Source organism: Mesorhizobium sp. M0618 (assembly GCF_040320765.1).
Taxonomy (GTDB): domain Bacteria; phylum Pseudomonadota; class Alphaproteobacteria; order Rhizobiales; family Rhizobiaceae; genus Mesorhizobium.
Genome location: NZ_JAMYQH010000004.1, coordinates 292,066 through 308,016, shown reverse-complemented (window position 1 = coordinate 308,016; position 15,951 = coordinate 292,066). Strand labels below are relative to the sequence as shown.

Annotated in this window: 17 protein-coding genes; 9 read left to right on the top strand and 8 right to left on the bottom strand. The window is 63.1% G+C overall.

All coding sequences use genetic code 11. The annotated features are described in order from the left end of the window. Positions 1-486: 486 nt before the first annotated feature. From NKJ04_RS07280 to NKJ04_RS07270, 3 genes are all read left to right on the top strand, one after another. Positions 487-705, top strand: a complete 219-nt coding sequence (locus NKJ04_RS07280; protein WP_013532811.1) for a hypothetical protein — start codon at positions 487-489, stop codon at positions 703-705. 41 nt (positions 706-746) lie between these two features. Continuing rightward, a complete protein-coding gene (locus NKJ04_RS07275) occupies positions 747-938 on the top strand; it encodes a type II toxin -antitoxin system TacA 1-like antitoxin (protein WP_352628619.1) in 192 nt (63 codons plus the stop codon). 171 nt (positions 939-1,109) lie between these two features. After that, positions 1,110-2,219 (top strand): glycoside hydrolase family 25 protein, encoded by a 1,110-nt coding sequence (locus NKJ04_RS07270; protein ID WP_352674120.1) that lies wholly within the window; start codon positions 1,110-1,112, stop codon positions 2,217-2,219. 14 nt (positions 2,220-2,233) lie between these two features. On the opposite strand, the gene purD is transcribed toward NKJ04_RS07270, so the two are convergent. After that, on the bottom strand, positions 2,234-3,511 hold the full coding sequence (gene purD, locus NKJ04_RS07265; RefSeq protein ID WP_128302482.1) for a phosphoribosylamine--glycine ligase: 1,278 nt from the start codon (positions 3,509-3,511) through the stop codon (positions 2,234-2,236). Positions 3,512-3,792: 281 nt separating this feature from the next. Further along, positions 3,793-4,608: a phytanoyl-CoA dioxygenase family protein gene (locus tag NKJ04_RS07260; protein ID WP_352674109.1), complete on the bottom strand. Its 816-nt coding sequence runs from the start codon at positions 4,606-4,608 to the stop codon at positions 3,793-3,795. An 89-nt stretch (positions 4,609-4,697) separates the two neighbouring features. On the opposite strand from NKJ04_RS07260, the gene NKJ04_RS07255 reads away from it, so the two are divergent. Both NKJ04_RS07255 and ubiA read left to right on the top strand, forming a co-directional pair. Next, positions 4,698-5,609 carry a LysR family transcriptional regulator gene (locus NKJ04_RS07255; protein WP_352674108.1) on the top strand — a complete coding sequence of 304 codons (912 nt, stop codon included), beginning with the start codon at positions 4,698-4,700 and terminating at the stop codon, positions 5,607-5,609. Between the two features lie 68 nt (positions 5,610-5,677). Next, the gene (ubiA, locus tag NKJ04_RS07250; RefSeq protein WP_023808647.1) at positions 5,678-6,661 is read left to right on the top strand and encodes a 4-hydroxybenzoate octaprenyltransferase; all 984 of its coding nucleotides are present in this window, start codon (positions 5,678-5,680) and stop codon (positions 6,659-6,661) included. 36 nt (positions 6,662-6,697) lie between these two features. Here the strand turns inward: ubiA and NKJ04_RS07245 are convergent, their stop codons facing one another. From NKJ04_RS07245 to NKJ04_RS07235, 3 genes are all read right to left on the bottom strand, one after another. After that, a complete protein-coding gene (locus NKJ04_RS07245) occupies positions 6,698-7,264 on the bottom strand; it encodes a DUF6101 family protein (RefSeq protein ID WP_023808648.1) in 567 nt (188 codons plus the stop codon). Between the two features lie 186 nt (positions 7,265-7,450). Further along, the gene (locus tag NKJ04_RS07240; protein ID WP_352674107.1) at positions 7,451-8,881 is read right to left on the bottom strand and encodes an FAD-binding oxidoreductase; all 1,431 of its coding nucleotides are present in this window, start codon (positions 8,879-8,881) and stop codon (positions 7,451-7,453) included. 9 nt (positions 8,882-8,890) lie between these two features. Beyond that, positions 8,891-9,865, bottom strand: a complete 975-nt coding sequence (locus NKJ04_RS07235) for an L-threonylcarbamoyladenylate synthase (protein ID WP_352674105.1) — start codon at positions 9,863-9,865, stop codon at positions 8,891-8,893. Between the two features lie 191 nt (positions 9,866-10,056). Here NKJ04_RS07235 and NKJ04_RS07230 point away from each other — a divergent pair, with 191 nt between their 5' ends. Both NKJ04_RS07230 and NKJ04_RS07225 read left to right on the top strand, forming a co-directional pair. Continuing rightward, positions 10,057-10,539: a hypothetical protein gene (locus tag NKJ04_RS07230; RefSeq protein WP_128302477.1), complete on the top strand. Its 483-nt coding sequence runs from the start codon at positions 10,057-10,059 to the stop codon at positions 10,537-10,539. A 179-nt stretch (positions 10,540-10,718) separates the two neighbouring features. Next, positions 10,719-11,108, top strand: coding sequence for a hypothetical protein (locus NKJ04_RS07225; RefSeq protein ID WP_023808652.1), 390 nt, complete (start codon positions 10,719-10,721; stop codon positions 11,106-11,108). A 101-nt stretch (positions 11,109-11,209) separates the two neighbouring features. Here the strand turns inward: NKJ04_RS07225 and NKJ04_RS07220 are convergent, their stop codons facing one another. Together NKJ04_RS07220 and glyS are read right to left on the bottom strand one after the other, a co-directional pair. After that, positions 11,210-11,512, bottom strand: coding sequence for an ATPase (locus tag NKJ04_RS07220; RefSeq protein WP_352674103.1), 303 nt, complete (start codon positions 11,510-11,512; stop codon positions 11,210-11,212). Between the two features lie 109 nt (positions 11,513-11,621). Continuing rightward, positions 11,622-13,934: a glycine--tRNA ligase subunit beta gene (gene glyS / locus NKJ04_RS07215; protein WP_352550869.1), complete on the bottom strand. Its 2,313-nt coding sequence runs from the start codon at positions 13,932-13,934 to the stop codon at positions 11,622-11,624. A gap of 195 nt (positions 13,935-14,129) precedes the next feature. Here glyS and NKJ04_RS07210 point away from each other — a divergent pair, with 195 nt between their 5' ends. Next, positions 14,130-14,306, top strand: a complete 177-nt coding sequence (locus tag NKJ04_RS07210) for a hypothetical protein (RefSeq protein WP_164755492.1) — start codon at positions 14,130-14,132, stop codon at positions 14,304-14,306. Between the two features lie 3 nt (positions 14,307-14,309). On the opposite strand, the gene NKJ04_RS07205 is transcribed toward NKJ04_RS07210, so the two are convergent. Next, positions 14,310-15,230 (bottom strand): glycine--tRNA ligase subunit alpha, encoded by a 921-nt coding sequence (locus NKJ04_RS07205; protein WP_056581147.1) that lies wholly within the window; start codon positions 15,228-15,230, stop codon positions 14,310-14,312. 218 nt (positions 15,231-15,448) lie between these two features. Between NKJ04_RS07205 and NKJ04_RS07200 the strand changes: the two genes are divergently transcribed. Next, positions 15,449-15,910 (top strand): GNAT family N-acetyltransferase, encoded by a 462-nt coding sequence (locus tag NKJ04_RS07200; protein WP_023808656.1) that lies wholly within the window; start codon positions 15,449-15,451, stop codon positions 15,908-15,910. Positions 15,911-15,951: the final 41 nt, after the last annotated feature.

The window sequence follows — 15,951 nt, the reverse complement described above, 5'->3', positions numbered from 1 at the left end:
CGACAAGCTGGCTGAGAACTATCTTGCCGCCCTCAAACTCGTCGCAATCCGCATCTGGCTACGCGGTAATGAGTCTACGTCCTAGCATTGATCCGCGACGTCATCGAACTGACGTGCCCCTCGATGCCGTTCGATCACCCACGCGATGCGAGATCGTTTCTTCGGCCGTCTCGTAGCTCACGTCCGTCTCGTCGCCAAGATACTCGTGCAAGCTCGACCTGAACCCATGAACGGTCACGTCGCCGGGCGTCAGATGCAGGATGCCGGTCCTGACAGTGCTTGGCTTCGCGCCTCGCGAGCCGCTAGGAAGATGTACGCCGCATCCCGATACGGAGGCAAGCTGCTCCCGGAGGATGGTCATGGCGCGCACATTTTTTGTAAGCCTCAAATTTGTCACGCGGATTTTGCAATCGGGGCGGCGCGTATTAAGTTCAAGCCATGCCGGATCGACCGGCGCGAGATCAGAACCAGCAACCGGAACCGCCCATGCTTGCCAGACCCGACGCTTACCGCTGCATCGAATGCGGCCTGCCCTATCGAGCGGAGGGGTTCTGCTACCATGGGGGCAGACTGGACCACGGTGCCGCCTACTGGTCGGATCGCGGCATATTGTGCTCGCCGCAATGTTCGCTCGCCCACCACCGCAAACGCGCCGCCGAAGGCACGCTGCGGCAAGAGCCGGCGCCGGACCCGTTTGAATTCTAGCCATTCAGCCGGTGCTGAACGCTCGACCAAAGGTGATCATAATGCCAAACGAACAGACCGGTATTGCCCACACCGAAGCAGCGCAGCCCTCCATTGACGAGGCTGCCGCCATCCGCCTTTCAATCGAGGACCAGATCGCCTTGGTGGCAGCGATTGTGAACCCGCCGGAGCCGAATGAAGCGCTACGCAAAGCCGCGAATGCTTACAAACGGCTTGTCGTTGAATCCCGGTAAATCTCACCCTGATCGTCGATCCACCAAAGGCCACCTCAGCCGTGTCTCCCGCCGAAGCAAATCCTTAACCATGGCGGTTCAGGATTTGCCTTTGATCAACGGGGATTCCCTGTTTTGAAAAGTACGGTGCGCCTTCTTCGCCGCACAGCGCTCCTCGCTCTTGCGGCGACGATGGCGCTTTCGACGGCGGCAACGGCCTCGGATTTTTCCGAGCCGTGGAAGAACGCCGACCGCGCTCTGGTCGTCGATGCCTACGAATACAATTCCATCGACTGGGCCCAGCTCGCCACCGACAAGCGGGTCGTCGGCTTCATCAACAAAGCCTCCGACGGCATGCCGCCGGCCTATTTCTGCTTGGGCAACGACATCGAGGTGAAGCTTTGCAAGGCGCTGTGGAAACGTCATGCGGTGACGCGCGAACTGTTCCAGACGCGCAGGGTGGTGGCCAAGGCACTCGGCCTGAAATGGGGCGCCTATCACCTTGCCCGCCCCGGCAATCCGGTCGAGCAGGCCAACAATTTCCTCGATTTCGCCGGGCCTGCGCCGGACGATCTCATGGCTCTCGACATCGAGGGCAATGATCCCTCGCAATGGATGTCGCTTGACGACGCCGAGGAGTTCGTACGCCAGGTGCATCGCCGCATCGGCCGTTTCCCGGTGCTGTACACCAACGGCAAGACCGCCCAGTACATTGCCGACAACAGCTACCGATACCGGCTCCTGTCGCGGCTGCCGCTCTGGTATGCGCGCTACACCAACGACATCGACGTGCATTTCCCGATGGGCAACTGGCAAGGCTACGCACTTTGGCAGTTTTCGGCGCAAGCCAATTGCGGCCGTTTCCGCTGCCCTTACAGGGTTGCCGGCACGCCTAACGACATAGACGTCAATGTCGCGCCGACAGACGCCGCCACGCTGCGCGCGCAATGGCCGTTCGGTGGGCTTATCGACGTGCCGCCGGACTATCTCGCCTCGATACCGCTACCGGTCTCACGCGAGGCCGGCCTCGCCGGCAATGTCACCATCACCTATGCGTCAGTGGCCGCGCCGCCGACTTTCGAGGACATGGTTGCAGCGTTGGGCACACGCTGGTCCCGTTTCCGCGACGGCTTCCGCATGCCAGTCGTGAAGACGGTGCCCCGGAGACCGAGTTTCGGCATTGTCCAATATGTCGCCTGGAAGCGGACCGAGCGGCGTTCGCCCGCACAACTCGACGCTGCCTTTGCCTTGTCCGATCCGCTCAGCACCGCTTCCACCGAACTCGATCGCGGCCAGCGGTGAGCCAACGCGGAACTTCAGGTTCCCTGTTCGCGCGCCACGGCCTGCCAGCCGATATCGCGGCGGCAGAACCCGTCCGGCCAATCGATGCGGTCGAGGGCAGCATAGGCTCGTTTCTGTGCCTCGCCGACCGTGGCGCCTGATGCCGTCACGTTGAGGACGCGGCCGCCATTGGCAACCAGCGCGCCGCCATTGATGGCGGTACCGGCGTGGAAGATCTCGACACCGTCGCTCGCCGCGTCTTCGACGCCGCGGATGACCGAGCCTTTTTCCGGCGTGCCGGGATAGCCTCTCGCCGCCATCACCACGGTGAGTGCCGCCTCGTCGCGCCAGCGCACCGAAGTATGCGCAAGCTGGCCGTCGGTCGCCGCGTTGAGCAGGACCAGCAGATCGTCCTTCAGCCGCATCATCAGCACCTGGCATTCCGGGTCGCCGAAACGGGTGTTGTATTCGATCAGCCTCGGTCCCTTGTCGGTGATCATCAGCCCGGCAAACAGCACGCCGGAGAACGGCGCGCCAAGTTCGGCCATGCCGCGCATGGTCGGCTCGATGATCTCGCGCATGGTGCGCTCGACCAGTTCCGGCGTCATCACCGGTGCCGGCGAATAGGCGCCCATGCCGCCGGTGTTCGGACCGGTGTCGCCGTCGCCGACGCGCTTGTGATCCTGCGCGGTGCCGAAGGGCAGCGCAGTGGTACCGTCGCAGAGGCAGAAGAAGCTCGCCTCCTCGCCGGTCATGAATTCCTCGACCACAACTTCCGCGCCGGCGGCGCCGAAGGAACCATCGAAGCAGGCATCGAGTGCTGCCTGTGCTTCACTGAGCGTCATGGCGACGGTGACGCCCTTGCCGGCAGCGAGCCCGTCGGCCTTGATGACGATCGGCGCTCCGGTCTTTTCGACATAGGCCTTGGCCGAGGCCAGATCACTGAAACGGCCATAGGCGGCGGTCGGGATGTCGTAGCGGGCACAGAGGTCCTTGGTGAACCCCTTCGAGCCTTCCAGCTGTGCGGCAGCCTTGGAGGGACCGAAGACGCGGATATTTTCGGCGCGCAGATCGTCGGCAATGCCGGCGACCAGCGGCCCCTCCGGACCGACCACCACGAGGTCGATTTTTTTCTCCCGGCAGAACGCGGCCACGGCGGCGTGGTCGGCTAAATCCAGCTTCACCAGCTCAGCCTCGCTGCCGATGCCCGGGTTGCCGGGAGCCGCATAGAGCTTCGTCAGCAGCGGTGATGCGGCAATCTTCCAGGCGAGCGCATGTTCGCGGCCGCCGGAGCCCAGAAGAAGAACGTTCATGGCCACCTCTTGATGCCGAAATTCTGCTCTGGCGGCCATCTGATGGCGTTTTCTGCGCTTCCGTTGCTCACGGACCAAATGTCCGCTCCGCTACGGTTCTCGAAACCACCACCATATGACTCGCCAGCGCGAATTTCGAAACAGTCTCTTGGAGCACCCGCTATTGCTCTCCGGGCGACGGGTCAAGGCATCAGGGTGTTTTGATCGGAATTGCGCACGGGAACGTTACCCCAGCCAGAATATGGGCCTCGAATACCGGCGCTCATATTCTGGCTGCCGCCTCAGCCCTGGTAGACCACCGGAAACCAATCCTCGCGCAATCTCTGTCCCGGCTGCATGCCATGGCCATGATAGGGCGGCGAGGTGCGGCCCGGCCGCTCGACATAGCGCGCATCGTCACCGACCCAGCGCAGCGACAGCGCCCGGCGCCGCGCCGCGGTCATATTGCCACGCGCGCCGTGCGCGGTCCTGAAGTCGAACAGGATGGCGTCACCCGGCTCCATTTCCCATTCGAGCACCTTCATCGACGGATCCTGGTCGGGATCGGGCACCGGCAGATAGTCGCCCTCGCCGGCATAAAAGTTGCTGTCGTCGAGCCAGCGCACAGGCAGGATCATCTTGTCCCATTTGTGCGAGCCGGCGATCAGGCGCAGCGTCGCTTCCTTCACCGGGTCGATGGGAATCCAGAAGCTCACCGTCTGCCGGCCATCGACGAAATAGTAGGGGATGTCCTGATGCCAGGGCGTCGGCTTCTGCGTGCCGGGTTCCTTGACCAGCACATGATCGTGGAAGAACTGTGCGGTGCGCGACTGCATCACCGCCGCCGCCAGTTCGGCGGCTGGCGAACCCCGCACCAGACTGACGAATTCGGGGATGCGCTCCCAGTTGCAGTAGTCGTCGAAGAAACTGCCGCGGCCGTTGGCGATGTCGGATGCGGTGGCGCTGCGGTTCTGCATGTTGCGTTCGATGCCGGCGGCAATCGTGTCGACCCAGCCCTTGAAGGCGCCGCGAATGCAGACAGCGCCGTCACGCTGATAGTCGGCAATCGTGGACGCGTCGATCATGGTGGCGTCGATGGTGGCAGTCTGGGAAGCCATGGCGTTCTCCTCTTGGAATGAAGCCATTATCGCAATATCAATTCATTCAGTAAAATAATAACTTTCCATCCGACATATAGAGTACTCCTATGAGTGTGACCCTCACGCAGCTGCGCTACCTGGTTGCCGTGGCGCGTCACGGCAGCGTCACCGGCGCGGCAAAGATGCTGAACGTCTCTCAGCCGTCGATTTCGGTGGCGATCGACGCGGTCGAAAAGAATTTCGGCCAGAAGCTGTTCGTCCGCCAGCGCGGAAGCGGCGTGTCGCCGACATCGTTCGGCCGCGCCGTCGTGGCCAAGGCAAGGCAGGTTCTCACCGAAACGGACGAATTCGTCGGCCTGGGTTCAAGCAAATCGGCTGTCGCGGGTGAGTTGGTGCTGGGATGCTTCGAGGATCTGGCGCCTTTCTTCGCGCCGGCTTTGATCCGCGCCTTCTCCGAACGCTATCCGGCCGTCAAAATCGTCGTTCGCGACGAGACGTTCGAGACCCTGGGACGACGGCTGGGTGATGCGGCCATCGATCTCGGCCTGACTTATGACCTCAGCCTGCCGACGCATTTCGCCCGCATCCTGTTGCGCGAACTTCGCCCGCATGCGCTGTTGCCGGCAGGCCATGCCCTGGCGGACCGGCCAACGGTCAGCCTTGCCGATTTGGCCGCCTATCCGCTGATCACGACGGACCAGCCGCACAGCTGGCAGCACATGCTCGACCTGTTCCGCAGCCGCGGCCTTTCGCCGGTGGCCGATACGACGACAAGCTCGTTCGAACTGCAGCGGAGCATGGTCGCCAACGGATTCGGAGTCGCGGTCAGCTACACCCGCCCGCACGGCGACCGCAGCTATGACGGCCTGCCGCTCATCTGGAAGCCGCTGTCCGATCCGCTGCCCATGCAGCGGATCCTGCTCACCTATGACACGCATCAGCGTGTGTCGAATGCAGCGCTGGCCTTCGTCGAGGTGGCCAGGGACTGGTTCGCCACCCGCGACATCTTTGCCTCGTGAAAGGCTGACGTGCACCACTCTCCCGCTTGCCGCTTGACGGTTTCTGCCGCTGCTGCCACTCCATGGACATGGAAAACATCCAGTCGAAAGCGGCCCAGGGCCGTGTCGCCGATGCGCCGAACGGCCATTGGGTCTACCGCGTGCTGCCGCGCTCGATATGGCCCTATGCGCAGCTTGCCCGATGGGACAGGCCGATAGGCTGGCAGCTGCTGCTGTGGCCGTGCTGGTGGTCGGCGGCCTTGGCGGCAAGCGCCTATCCGCGTCCCGGCGACCCGCTGCTCTCACTGCTGCCGGCACCAGTGTATCTCGTGCTTTTCCTGGTCGGGGCCATCGCCATGCGTGGCGCCGGCTGCACCTACAACGACCTCGTCGACGAGGACATCGACAGCCAGGTGGAGCGCACGCGCTCGCGACCGCTGCCGTCGGGCAAGGCGACCCGCCGGCGGGCATGGCTGTTTCTCGTCCTGCAGGCTCTGGTCGGCCTCGTCGTGCTCATCCAGTTCAACAGCTTCGCCGTCCTGCTCGGCATCTGCTCACTGGCGGTCATCGCCATCTATCCATTCATGAAGCGGATAACCAACTGGCCGCAACTGGTGCTTGGCCTTGCCTTTTCCTGGGGCGCGCTGATGGGATGGGCGGTCGAGTTCGGCGATCTCGATGGGCCTGCCATCATGCTTTATATCGGCTCGATCCTGTGGGTGATCGGCTACGACACGATCTACGCGCATCAGGACAAGGAAGATGACGCCATCGTCGGCGTGCGCTCGACGGCACGCTTGTTCGGCGACAACACCAAGTCGTGGCTGGCAGGGCTTTATGGTGGCGCGCTGATCTGTTTTGCGATCGCCTTCGCGTCGGCGCAGGCGCCGGTGGTGGCGCTGGCCGGGCTGATTGCCGCCGGCGCCCATATGGCGCGGCAGATCGCGGTTCTGGATATCGACAATCCGGACCAATGCCTGCGACTGTTCAGGTCGAACAACCAGGTCGGCTGGCTGATCTTCCTCGGCCTGATCGGCGGCGCTGTGTGGGTGGCGCTGAAGCCGCTGGTTTAGCGGCTTCCCGTTTCAGCATTCCCAGCGGGATCATGCTCAGTCGCGCGAAATAATCTCCTGGCCGTCGATGACCAGCCTGAGACCGAGGGCGCCTGCTCTGCGGCGAGCGAGGAAACGCGGGCGGCGCGTGTTCGAAATCCGCCCCTTGCGCCTATCCTGCGGCGGCAGCGTCTTGATGGCGGCGCCGAGCGATTCTTCCAGGGTGCGGGCAACGCCGTCCGATTCGATCAGCAGCATCGGCAGACGGTAAGCGTCGGCCCAGGCGCGCCAGTCGGCTGCGACATCGTCGAGATCGTCGGCCACCAGCAGCGGCACCGACAGCATCGGGTCGTTGTGCAGGAGTTCCAGGGTCACCGTGACATTGCCGTCCGGGTCTTCCATGGCGCGGGCGGCAACGCCGCGGAACGCATTGGCGGGCAGAACGATGATCGCGGGCAGGCCGCTCATCTCGAGCAAGCGGCGGATCACGGCGCCGCGCTGGTCGATGGTGAAGGTTACATCGCCGTAGTCGTCGCGAGTCGCGTAGCTCACCACTTGCGGCAGGCGGAATGGGTCGAGACGCATGTTGCGTCCCGCCCAGACTGGCTTCAGTCCGGTGTTCATAGAGTGGCCTTCCTGTCTGTCTCCTGAGAGCCGGTGTCCGGTTCTCTCCGGGCCGGTTTTTCCAGCCTCGTTTGTATGGAGACAGTAGCGCGGGCTCCTTACCGCCCCGCTTAAGAAAGTCGGTTAAATTTTGCTGATCTCAGGGATGGTTATCGGAATCCCACCAGCCACAAGATGTCGAAAGGATCAGATAACCTTACCCGGATTCATGATGCCGGCCGGGTCGAAAGCGGCCTTAACCCTTCGCATCAGATCGATCGCCATCGGCGGCGCGGTGGCGATCAGTTCGTCGCGTTTCAACTGGCCGATGCCGTGCTCGGCCGAGATCGAACCGTGCAGGCTGCGCACCACATCGTGCACCGCCTTGTTCATGGGATGATAGAGAGCGAGGAACGCCTTATCGTCGCCGTCGACGGGCCGCGAAATGTTGTAGTGGAGATTGCCGTCGCCCATATGGCCGAAGCAGACGACGCGGGCACCGGCGCTCACCGACGCCACGGCGCCGGCAGCCTCCGCGATGAAACGCGGAATCGATGCAATAGGCACCGAAATGTCGTGCTTGATCGAGGCGCCCTCCGGCTTCTGCGCCTCGGGCAGCAGCTCGCGGAAATTCCAGAAGGCATCGCCCTGCGTGAGACTCGCGGCAATGACGGCGTCGCCGACGAATTCCTGTTCAAGGCCGGCCGAAAGCACGTCCTCGATCAAGGCTCTCGAATCCTCCGATGAACGACCGGACGAAATCTGCATCAGCACGTACCACGGCCAGTCCTCGATCAGCGGCCGCACCACGCCCTGGGCATGCGCCAGCGTGAAATCATAGGGCCGCTTGCCGATCAGTTCGAAAGCGGTGAGTGCTGCCCCGGCACGGTCCATGGCCAGGCTGAACAGCGAAAGTGCTGCCTCGGGCGACGACAGGCCGACGAAGGCGACTTCGCGCCCCTTCGGCTTCGGGAACAGCTTGAGCACGGCGGCGGTGATGACGCCGAGCGTGCCTTCGGCACCGACGAACAGGTTTTTCAGATCGTAGCCGGTGTTGTCCTTCTTCAGCTTGCGCAGGTCGTCGAACACCTCGCCGGTCGGCAGCACCACCTCGACACCGAGACAGAGTTCGCGCGCATTGCCATAGGCAAGCACTCCGGTGCCGCCGGCATTGGAGGAAAGATTGCCGCCGATCTGGCAGGAGCCTTGCGCGGCCAGCGACAGTGGAAACAGCCGGTCGGCGGCGTCGGCCGCCTCCTGCAGCGTCTGCAGGATGACACCGGCCTCGACCGTCACCGTGTTGGACAAGACATCGATTTCACGGATGCGGTTCAGCCGCGACAGCGACAGGACGATTTCGCGCCCGGACCTGTCCGGCACCTGGGCGCCGACCAGGCCGGTGTTACCGCTTTGCGGCACGATCGGCGTGCCTGTCTCGGTCGCCAGCCGCATGATCCGGCTGACTTCGTCGACGCTGCCCGGCCGCAGCACCAACGATGTCGCGCCGTGCCAGAGCCCGCGCCGTTCAACGAGGTAAGGCGCGATATCCTGCTCTTCACGCAGCGCATATTTGTCGCCGACGATCGCCGTGAAGCGATCGATGAGAGCGGGATCGAGTGTCTCTGTGATTTCGGTCATGGGGAAAAACTATGTTGCGGGTTGTGGGATGTCACGAGGGGCGGCGGCACGCGACAGCCGATCGTTGATCGCTTCGCCGAGCCCGTCGAAGGGAACCGGCTCGACGGCGATGGTCCGCGCGCCGCTGCGGTCAAGCTCCTGCATATAGGCGAACAGATTGCTCGCCGCTTCGCGCAGGTCACCGGTTTCGGACAAATTGAGGAAGGCTTCGGCGCGGCGCCAGCCTTGCGCCCTCTGGCTGCCGAAGCCGAGCAAAGCCTCGCCCTCGCCGACCGTGCCGGCATTGAGCCGCATCGCAGCACCTGGCGCATAGTGCGAGGCAAGCATGCCCGGCGCCTCGATACCGGCGGTGCCGCCGCGCAACAGCTCCATGCCGATAGCCGCCTCAATCTCCGCGGCGGCGATGCCGCCGGGCCTCAGCAGCCGCAATCTGTTTCCTTCGGCCTTGATGATGGTCGATTCCAGCCCGATCGGGGTCGCGCCTCCATCGACGACCAGCTTGATCCGCGCGCCGAGATCGGCCGCCACCGCTTGCGCGGTCGTCGCGCTGATCCTGCCGGATGAATTGGCGCTGGGCGCGGCAAGCGGGCGGCCGAGCCTGGCGATCAGGTCGCCGCCAAAGCCCCTCGGCATGCGCAAGGCAATCGTATCGAGCCCGGCGGTGACCAGCGGATGGATGCCGTTGCCGGGCCGTTGCGGCAGCACCAGCGTCAGCGGACCTGGCCAGAATGCCAGCGCCAGTTTCCTGGACAGCGGATCGAACAGCGCGAGGCGCTCTGCCATCGCCATGTCTGCGACATGAGCGATCAGCGGGTTGAAGCGCGGCCGCCCCTTGGCCTCGAAAATGCGCGCGACGCCGATGCCGTTGGTGGCGTCGCCGGCCAGCCCGTAGACGGTTTCCGTCGGGATGGCGACGACATCGCCTTCCATGAGCAGCGCCAGCGCCCGCTCCAGCGCCTCGCCCGAGGCAAGTATTTCAGCCACTCTCGTCACCTCACAGCTGCGGGGTGCGTAGTACGATGGCGGCCATTGGGCAAGTCGTTGTCGGGTAACCGATTGTTGGCGAGCAGGAGCATTGGCGATTTATCAATCCCTAAAATGCTATGTTTCCACGAAAGCCGGCATCAATTCCGGCCTGCTATCGAACAGCTTCTGGGCAAAGGGGAGCGATATCAGTGTCTGCGCGGATCTTGCTGGGTATCATTCTTGCTGCTGCGGCCGGCGAAGCCCAGGCGTCATCCCTGGTTTTTCCAGGCACGCCATCCTCCACACCATCGATCGTCAGGATCGGCGCCCCCAACCAGCCTGGAACCGCCGATGCAGTCAACGCCAGCGATGCGCGGTCGGTGGTGGCAAAAGGGGAAGCGCAGCCCGACGTCACCGATGAAAAGGTGGCGGCGATCCCGGACAAGCCCGCGACCGGGCACGGCTTCCAGCCGGGCCCGATGGTCATTCGTGGCGGCGTTACCGGTCCCGACTTCCCGGCACCGGCGCCAACCGCTGCACCAGCGACAGGTACTGCGCCGGCCGCTGGCACGGCGCCGGCAACGGCCACCGCCTCCGCAGCCCCTTCGGGGACCGAGAACCAACCCACCCCGCCGAGTCCCCCGGCGCCGGCTGCAGGTCAGCGCATGCCTCCCAACGGCTACACCAAATAGCCCCGGCTTGAAGACAGGCTGACATCGATGGCGTGACTTGACGGCGGTCTGGCGACCGGCGCACCATTGCCAAGCAAACCCCGTTTCGGTTTATGTCAGCCGCAGGACGCCATCGCCTGTATTTCGCCAGGCGGTTTTGGCAGACGGGATTTCATCACTAGGGGGTAAAGGGGGGGACCATGAGAAAAGCTGGAATCGTAACCGGGGCTGGCCTTCTGCTGGCGTCACTGCTTGGCGTCGTCGCAGCTCACGCCGACGACATGCTGGGATCTTATGTCGCGCGCATTTCCGATCGCGACCATCAGGCGAGTGACGGCTATGCGCTGGACAATGCCGCGCAGATGGTGCGGCAGGACCGCGCCAACTGGCACAAATTCCACCGCCGTGACAGCGACGACGAGGGTGATGGCTGGTTCAGGACCAACGGCCAGCGCGCCGACCTGCAACGCATGCTGGAACGCGGCGGCGCGATGAGTTCCTCGACCAAGCGCGCCATCGTCAATGGCGAACCGCTGATCCAGGTCGATGTCTACGAAAACAGCGTGCGCGTCAGCATTCTCGAGAACTGACCGTCGCCGGGGGCTGACAAAGTCGACTTCGGGGACGGCTGATAGGAAAAGGCGACGCCTCAGCGCCGCCTTGCCATCGATGGAACCGGCGGCTGAAAAGATCAGGCCGCTTCTTCCTTGTCGTCGTCTTCTTCGGACTCGTCGCCTTCAGCCTTCACGCTGTCCTCGGCGTCTTCTTCGTCCTCGTCTTCTTCGTCTTCATCTTCGTCGTCATCCGAGAGCGTGGCAGCTTCGGCGGACTCTTCGCCTTCTTCATCGTCGCCGGCTTCGTCGTCATCAGACAGGTCAGCGGCTTCGACCGCTGCGGCGGCGGCATGATCGAGGATGGTTTCGGAAGCGGATTCAAGCGCCTCGGCGGAAGCCGGGGTTTCTTGTGTCACTTCGATGTCGTGATCGGAATTCATGGAAGCCTCCGTGGGGTTGGGGAACATGTCCCTTTTGCCACGGAGAGATCATCGCCATATGACTGTAAGCCGGCTCGAACGGCCGGCAGCAGAGAATATTTTCTTCGCCTTAACCTGCGATCCTGGAGAAATCCGCGACCTGACCGGTGGCCGCGCGGATGCGGGCGAGCAGCGCCAGGCGGTTGGCGCGCACGGCCTGGTCCTCATCATTCACGAGAACATGCTCAAAGAATGAATCAACCGGCTCGCGCAACACGCTAAGCGCGAGCAGCGCGCCGGAAAAGTCATCGTTTTGAATCGCTTCGCCGGCTTGCTTCTCAGCCTGATTCACCGCCGCAAACAGCGATTTCTCGGCATCCTCGCGCAACAGCGCCGGCTCAACGGTTTCGGCGACCGCCGTTTTCTTCTTCTCCTCGGCGGCCAGAATGTTGGCCGCACGCTTGGTGCCGGCGAGCAGGTTTTTGCCGTCCTCGGTGTCGAGGAAGGAGCCGAGCGCCTCGACGCGGCGGACGATCTGCAGCAAGCCGTCGGACTGCGGCGTGATGACGGCATCGATCAGATCGTGGCGTGCGCCCTGGTCGCGGAGGTAGACTTTCAGGCGATCGTGGAAGAAGGCGAGGAGGTCAGCGGCTATTTGCAGAGCTCTCTCTTGGGTTTCCGAGATAATACGTTCAGCCCGGCTTGGAGCCTGTTCTCGTTCAACCATTTTGTTCAAATCACGAACGGTCTTCTCTCCTACCCCAAGATCGGCCAAATGCTGAGCTGCCTCAGTCTGCCGATCCAATTTCCGAAAATGATCGCCAACCACGTATCGGGCCATACTGAGCGCGAACACGGTGCGAAGCGTCAGCCTGATGCCGTTCTCGACAATTATCCTCACCACCCCCAGAGCCGCGCGTCTCAGCGCATACGGATCCTTCGAGCCGGTCGGCTTTTCGTCGATCGCCCAGAAGCCGACCAGCGTGTCGAGCTTGTCGGCGAGCGCGACTGCGACCGACACCGGATCGCTGGGCACATAATCGGATGGGCCTTGTGGCTTGTAGTGTTCCTCTGCGGCAGCGGCGACCGAAGCATGTTCGCCTTGCAGCAATGCATATTTGCGGCCCATTGCGCCCTGCAGTTCCGGAAACTCGCCAACCACTTCGGTGGTGAGGTCGGCCTTCGCCAGGACGGCAGCGCGGCGCGCCAGTGCCGGATCGGCGCCGATGATCGGCGCCAGTTCCTCGGCAAGCCGGGCAATCCGCTCCACCCGCTCGCCCTGCGTGCCGAGCTTGGCGTGGAAAGTCACGCCGAGATGGTCGAGGCGGGCCATGCGCTGGTCGAGCGGCTTCTTGAGATCAAGCCCGAATTTTTCCGCCGATGCCTCGAGCTCACGCAGGTCAGGCAAATCGCCCTGGTCGGTCGTCCAGAAATAGAGCGCATCGGACAGGCGGGCGCGCACCACCTTGCCATTGCCGTGGGCGATCTCCTTGCCGCCATCCCTCGCTTCGATATTGGCGGTGAGGATGAAGCGATTGGAAAGCGCGTCGTCGAAACCCTGCGGCCGCGTCACAAAGCATTTCTGGTTGGCGCGAATGGTCAGCCGGATCACTTCGGCTGGAATGGCGAGGAATGCCTCCTCGAACTCGCCCATCAGCACGACCGGCCATTCGACCAGCCCGGACACTTCCTCCAGCAGCCCTTCGTCCTCAACCAGATCAAGCCCGTTGGCGAAGGCGAGATTGCGGGCATCGGCAAGGATGATCTCCTTGCGCCGGTCGGCATCGAGCACGACCTTGGCCGCTTCCAGCTTGGAGACATAGTCGTCGAAGCGGCGCACCGTGATGGCATCCGGCGCATGGAAGCGGTGGCCATAGGTGATGTTGCCGGAGCGGATGCCGTCGATCTCGAAATCGACCACGACAGGCTCCTCTGTTTCCGGGCCGAAGGTGCACAGGATCGATTGCAGCGGCCGTACCCAGCGCAGTGAACCGGGCTTGGCCGAGGCCGGCCCCCAGCGCATCGATTTCGGCCACGGAAAATTGCGGATGATGCCCGGCACCAGTTCGGCGATGATCTCCTCCGCCGCCCTGCCCGGCTTCGAAATGTGGGCGACATAAAAATCGCCTTTCTTCGGATCGGAATGGACATGCGCCTCGGCGATCGAGGAAAGTCCGGCCTTGCGCAGGAAACCCTGGACCGCCTGTTCAGGCGCCGATGTCGAAGGCCCCTTGATCTCTTCGCTTATATCCTTCGAGCGCGCGGTCAGGCCCCTGATGTCGAGGGTCTGCCGCCGCGGCGTCCAGTACTCGCGCGCCGCCTCATAGGTCAGTCCCGCCTCGACCAAACCGTCGGTCAGCATCTTCCTGAGATCACCCGCCGCCTTGCGCTGCATGCGCGCAGGGATTTCCTCGGAGCGAAGTTCTAGAAGCAGGTCAGGCATCGGGGTCAGCTCATGCGGGAGAGTGGTCCGGGCGGGGCATAGCAACTCGGCTGGCTGCTGTCACCCTTTACACAAATTTTGACCGCCCTGTCGGGACGAGACCACGCCACCCGTCCTTGGATCAAAGATTTCCATGAACCGAACGCAGCGCTGAAGCGACCCACGCTCAGGCAGGGAACATTTGGCTCAACGATCATGAAAACGGCATCCAGACTTCTGCAGATCCTCGCACTCGGCGCCTGCTTCACCGCGCAGGCTCACGGTGCCTTCTCGATGCCAGGCGTTCGACAGGCATTGCGCACGATCGACGGTGCCAGCAGCCAGAACATACTGCCGATCAAAGCTTCCTTCGAGATGATGAAGCGGGCCTGAGACTCAGGCCGCCAAGCCACCCGCCTGCGTCTTCAAAAATGCCTCACCGCAAGCCTTGGCCAGATTGCGCACCCGCAGGATATAGCTCTGCCGCTCGGTGACCGAAATCACGCCGCGTGCGTCGAGCAGGTTGAAGACATGGCTGGCCTTGATGCACTGGTCGTAGGCCGGGAAAACCATGCGGTGCATCGGCAGATTGTCGTTCGATGCCGGCGCGCCGGCGTCGAGCAGCGCCTTGCACTCGGCCTCGGCGTCCTCGAAGTGGCGCAGAAGCATCGCCGTGTTGGCGTATTCGAAATTGTGGCGCGAATATTCCTGCTCGGCCTGCAGGAAGACATCGCCATAGGTGACCTTGTCGGCGCCTTCGCGGCCGTTGAAATTGAGGTCGTAGACATTGTCGACCCCCTGCACATACATGGCCAGCCGCTCCAGCCCGTAAGTTAGTTCGCCGGCCACAGGCGCGCATTCGATGCCGCAGACCTGCTGGAAATAGGTGAACTGCGAGACTTCCATGCCGTCGCACCAGCATTCCCAGCCGAGACCCCAGGCGCCCAGCGTCGGGCTTTCCCAATCATCCTCGACGAAGCGGATGTCGTGCAGCAGCGGATCGACGCCGATCGCCGCCAGCGAGCCGAGATAGAGCTCCTGCAAATTGGGCGGGTTCGGCTTCAGGATCACCTGGTACTGGTAATAATGCTGCAGCCGGTTCGGGTTCTCGCCATAGCGGCCATCCTTGGGACGACGCGAGGGTTGGACATAGGCAGCGTTCCAGCGTTTTGGGCCGAGCGCGCGCAGCGTCGTTGCCGGATGAAACGTGCCGGCGCCGACTTCCATGTCGTAGGGCTGCAGGATGACGCAGCCATAGGCCGCCCAATAGTTGTGCAAGGTCAGGATCAGCCCCTGGAACGAGCGGCTGGGATGCATATGGGCGGGGATTTCAATTGTCACGGGTGGCCTCGACAGCACAGGCTAGCTTGCCGGCACGTCCTAGAGACCCAGCAGCAAAGCGTCAAGCAAGGCACGCCGATGCCGTCACCCCGACATTATGGACAATGTTGAAAGCTTTGCAGGGGCTGGCCCATTGCCCATCTCTCGGGCCTACGCTCTGTTTGCCTGTGCAGCAACGACAACAGGTTTCAGCCATGCCCAGCCCGATCGTCATCCGCCCTGTCGCGCGACAGGATTTCGAGCAATGGCTGCCGCTGTGGGATGGCTACAATGCATTTTATGGCCGCTCGGGCGAAACGGCCCTGCCGGGTGAGATTACCCAGATGACATGGTCTCGTTTCTTCGATGCCTATGAGCCGGTCCACGCGCTGGTGGCCGAAGGCGAGGGACAGCTTCTCGGCCTCGTGCACTATCTCTTCCATCGCAGCACCACGGCGATCGCACCGAATTGCTATCTGCAGGACCTTTTCACCACGCAGGCATCGCGTGGCAAAGGCATCGGACGGGCGCTGATCGAGGGCGTCTACGAGCGCGCCCAGGCGGCCGGCTCGGGCCGCGTGTACTGGCTGACGCATGAGACCAATCACACGGCGATGAAGCTTTACGACAAGGTCGCCGAACACTCCGGCTTCGTCGTCTATCGCAAGCTCTTCTGAGGCAGCCAGCCTAATACGGTTCAAACGAAAACGGGACTCCG

Coding starts and splice junctions, on each gene's coding strand:
- NKJ04_RS07280 (WP_013532811.1), top strand. CDS start 487: ATGCTTGCCAGACCCGACGCTTACCGCTGCATCGAATGCGGCCTGCCC.
- NKJ04_RS07275 (WP_352628619.1), top strand. CDS start 747: ATGCCAAACGAACAGACCGGTATTGCCCACACCGAAGCAGCGCAGCCC.
- NKJ04_RS07270 (WP_352674120.1), top strand. CDS start 1,110: ATGGCGCTTTCGACGGCGGCAACGGCCTCGGATTTTTCCGAGCCGTGG.
- purD (WP_128302482.1), bottom strand. CDS start 3,511: ATGAACGTTCTTCTTCTGGGCTCCGGCGGCCGCGAACATGCGCTCGCC.
- NKJ04_RS07260 (WP_352674109.1), bottom strand. CDS start 4,608: ATGGCTTCCCAGACTGCCACCATCGACGCCACCATGATCGACGCGTCC.
- NKJ04_RS07255 (WP_352674108.1), top strand. CDS start 4,698: ATGAGTGTGACCCTCACGCAGCTGCGCTACCTGGTTGCCGTGGCGCGT.
- ubiA (WP_023808647.1), top strand. CDS start 5,678: ATGGAAAACATCCAGTCGAAAGCGGCCCAGGGCCGTGTCGCCGATGCG.
- NKJ04_RS07245 (WP_023808648.1), bottom strand. CDS start 7,264: ATGAACACCGGACTGAAGCCAGTCTGGGCGGGACGCAACATGCGTCTC.
- NKJ04_RS07240 (WP_352674107.1), bottom strand. CDS start 8,881: ATGACCGAAATCACAGAGACACTCGATCCCGCTCTCATCGATCGCTTC.
- NKJ04_RS07225 (WP_023808652.1), top strand. CDS start 10,719: ATGAGAAAAGCTGGAATCGTAACCGGGGCTGGCCTTCTGCTGGCGTCA.
- NKJ04_RS07220 (WP_352674103.1), bottom strand. CDS start 11,512: ATGAATTCCGATCACGACATCGAAGTGACACAAGAAACCCCGGCTTCC.
- glyS (WP_352550869.1), bottom strand. CDS start 13,934: ATGCCTGACCTGCTTCTAGAACTTCGCTCCGAGGAAATCCCTGCGCGC.
- NKJ04_RS07210 (WP_164755492.1), top strand. CDS start 14,130: ATGAAAACGGCATCCAGACTTCTGCAGATCCTCGCACTCGGCGCCTGC.
- NKJ04_RS07205 (WP_056581147.1), bottom strand. CDS start 15,230: ATGCATCCCAGCCGCTCGTTCCAGGGGCTGATCCTGACCTTGCACAAC.
- NKJ04_RS07200 (WP_023808656.1), top strand. CDS start 15,449: ATGCCCAGCCCGATCGTCATCCGCCCTGTCGCGCGACAGGATTTCGAG.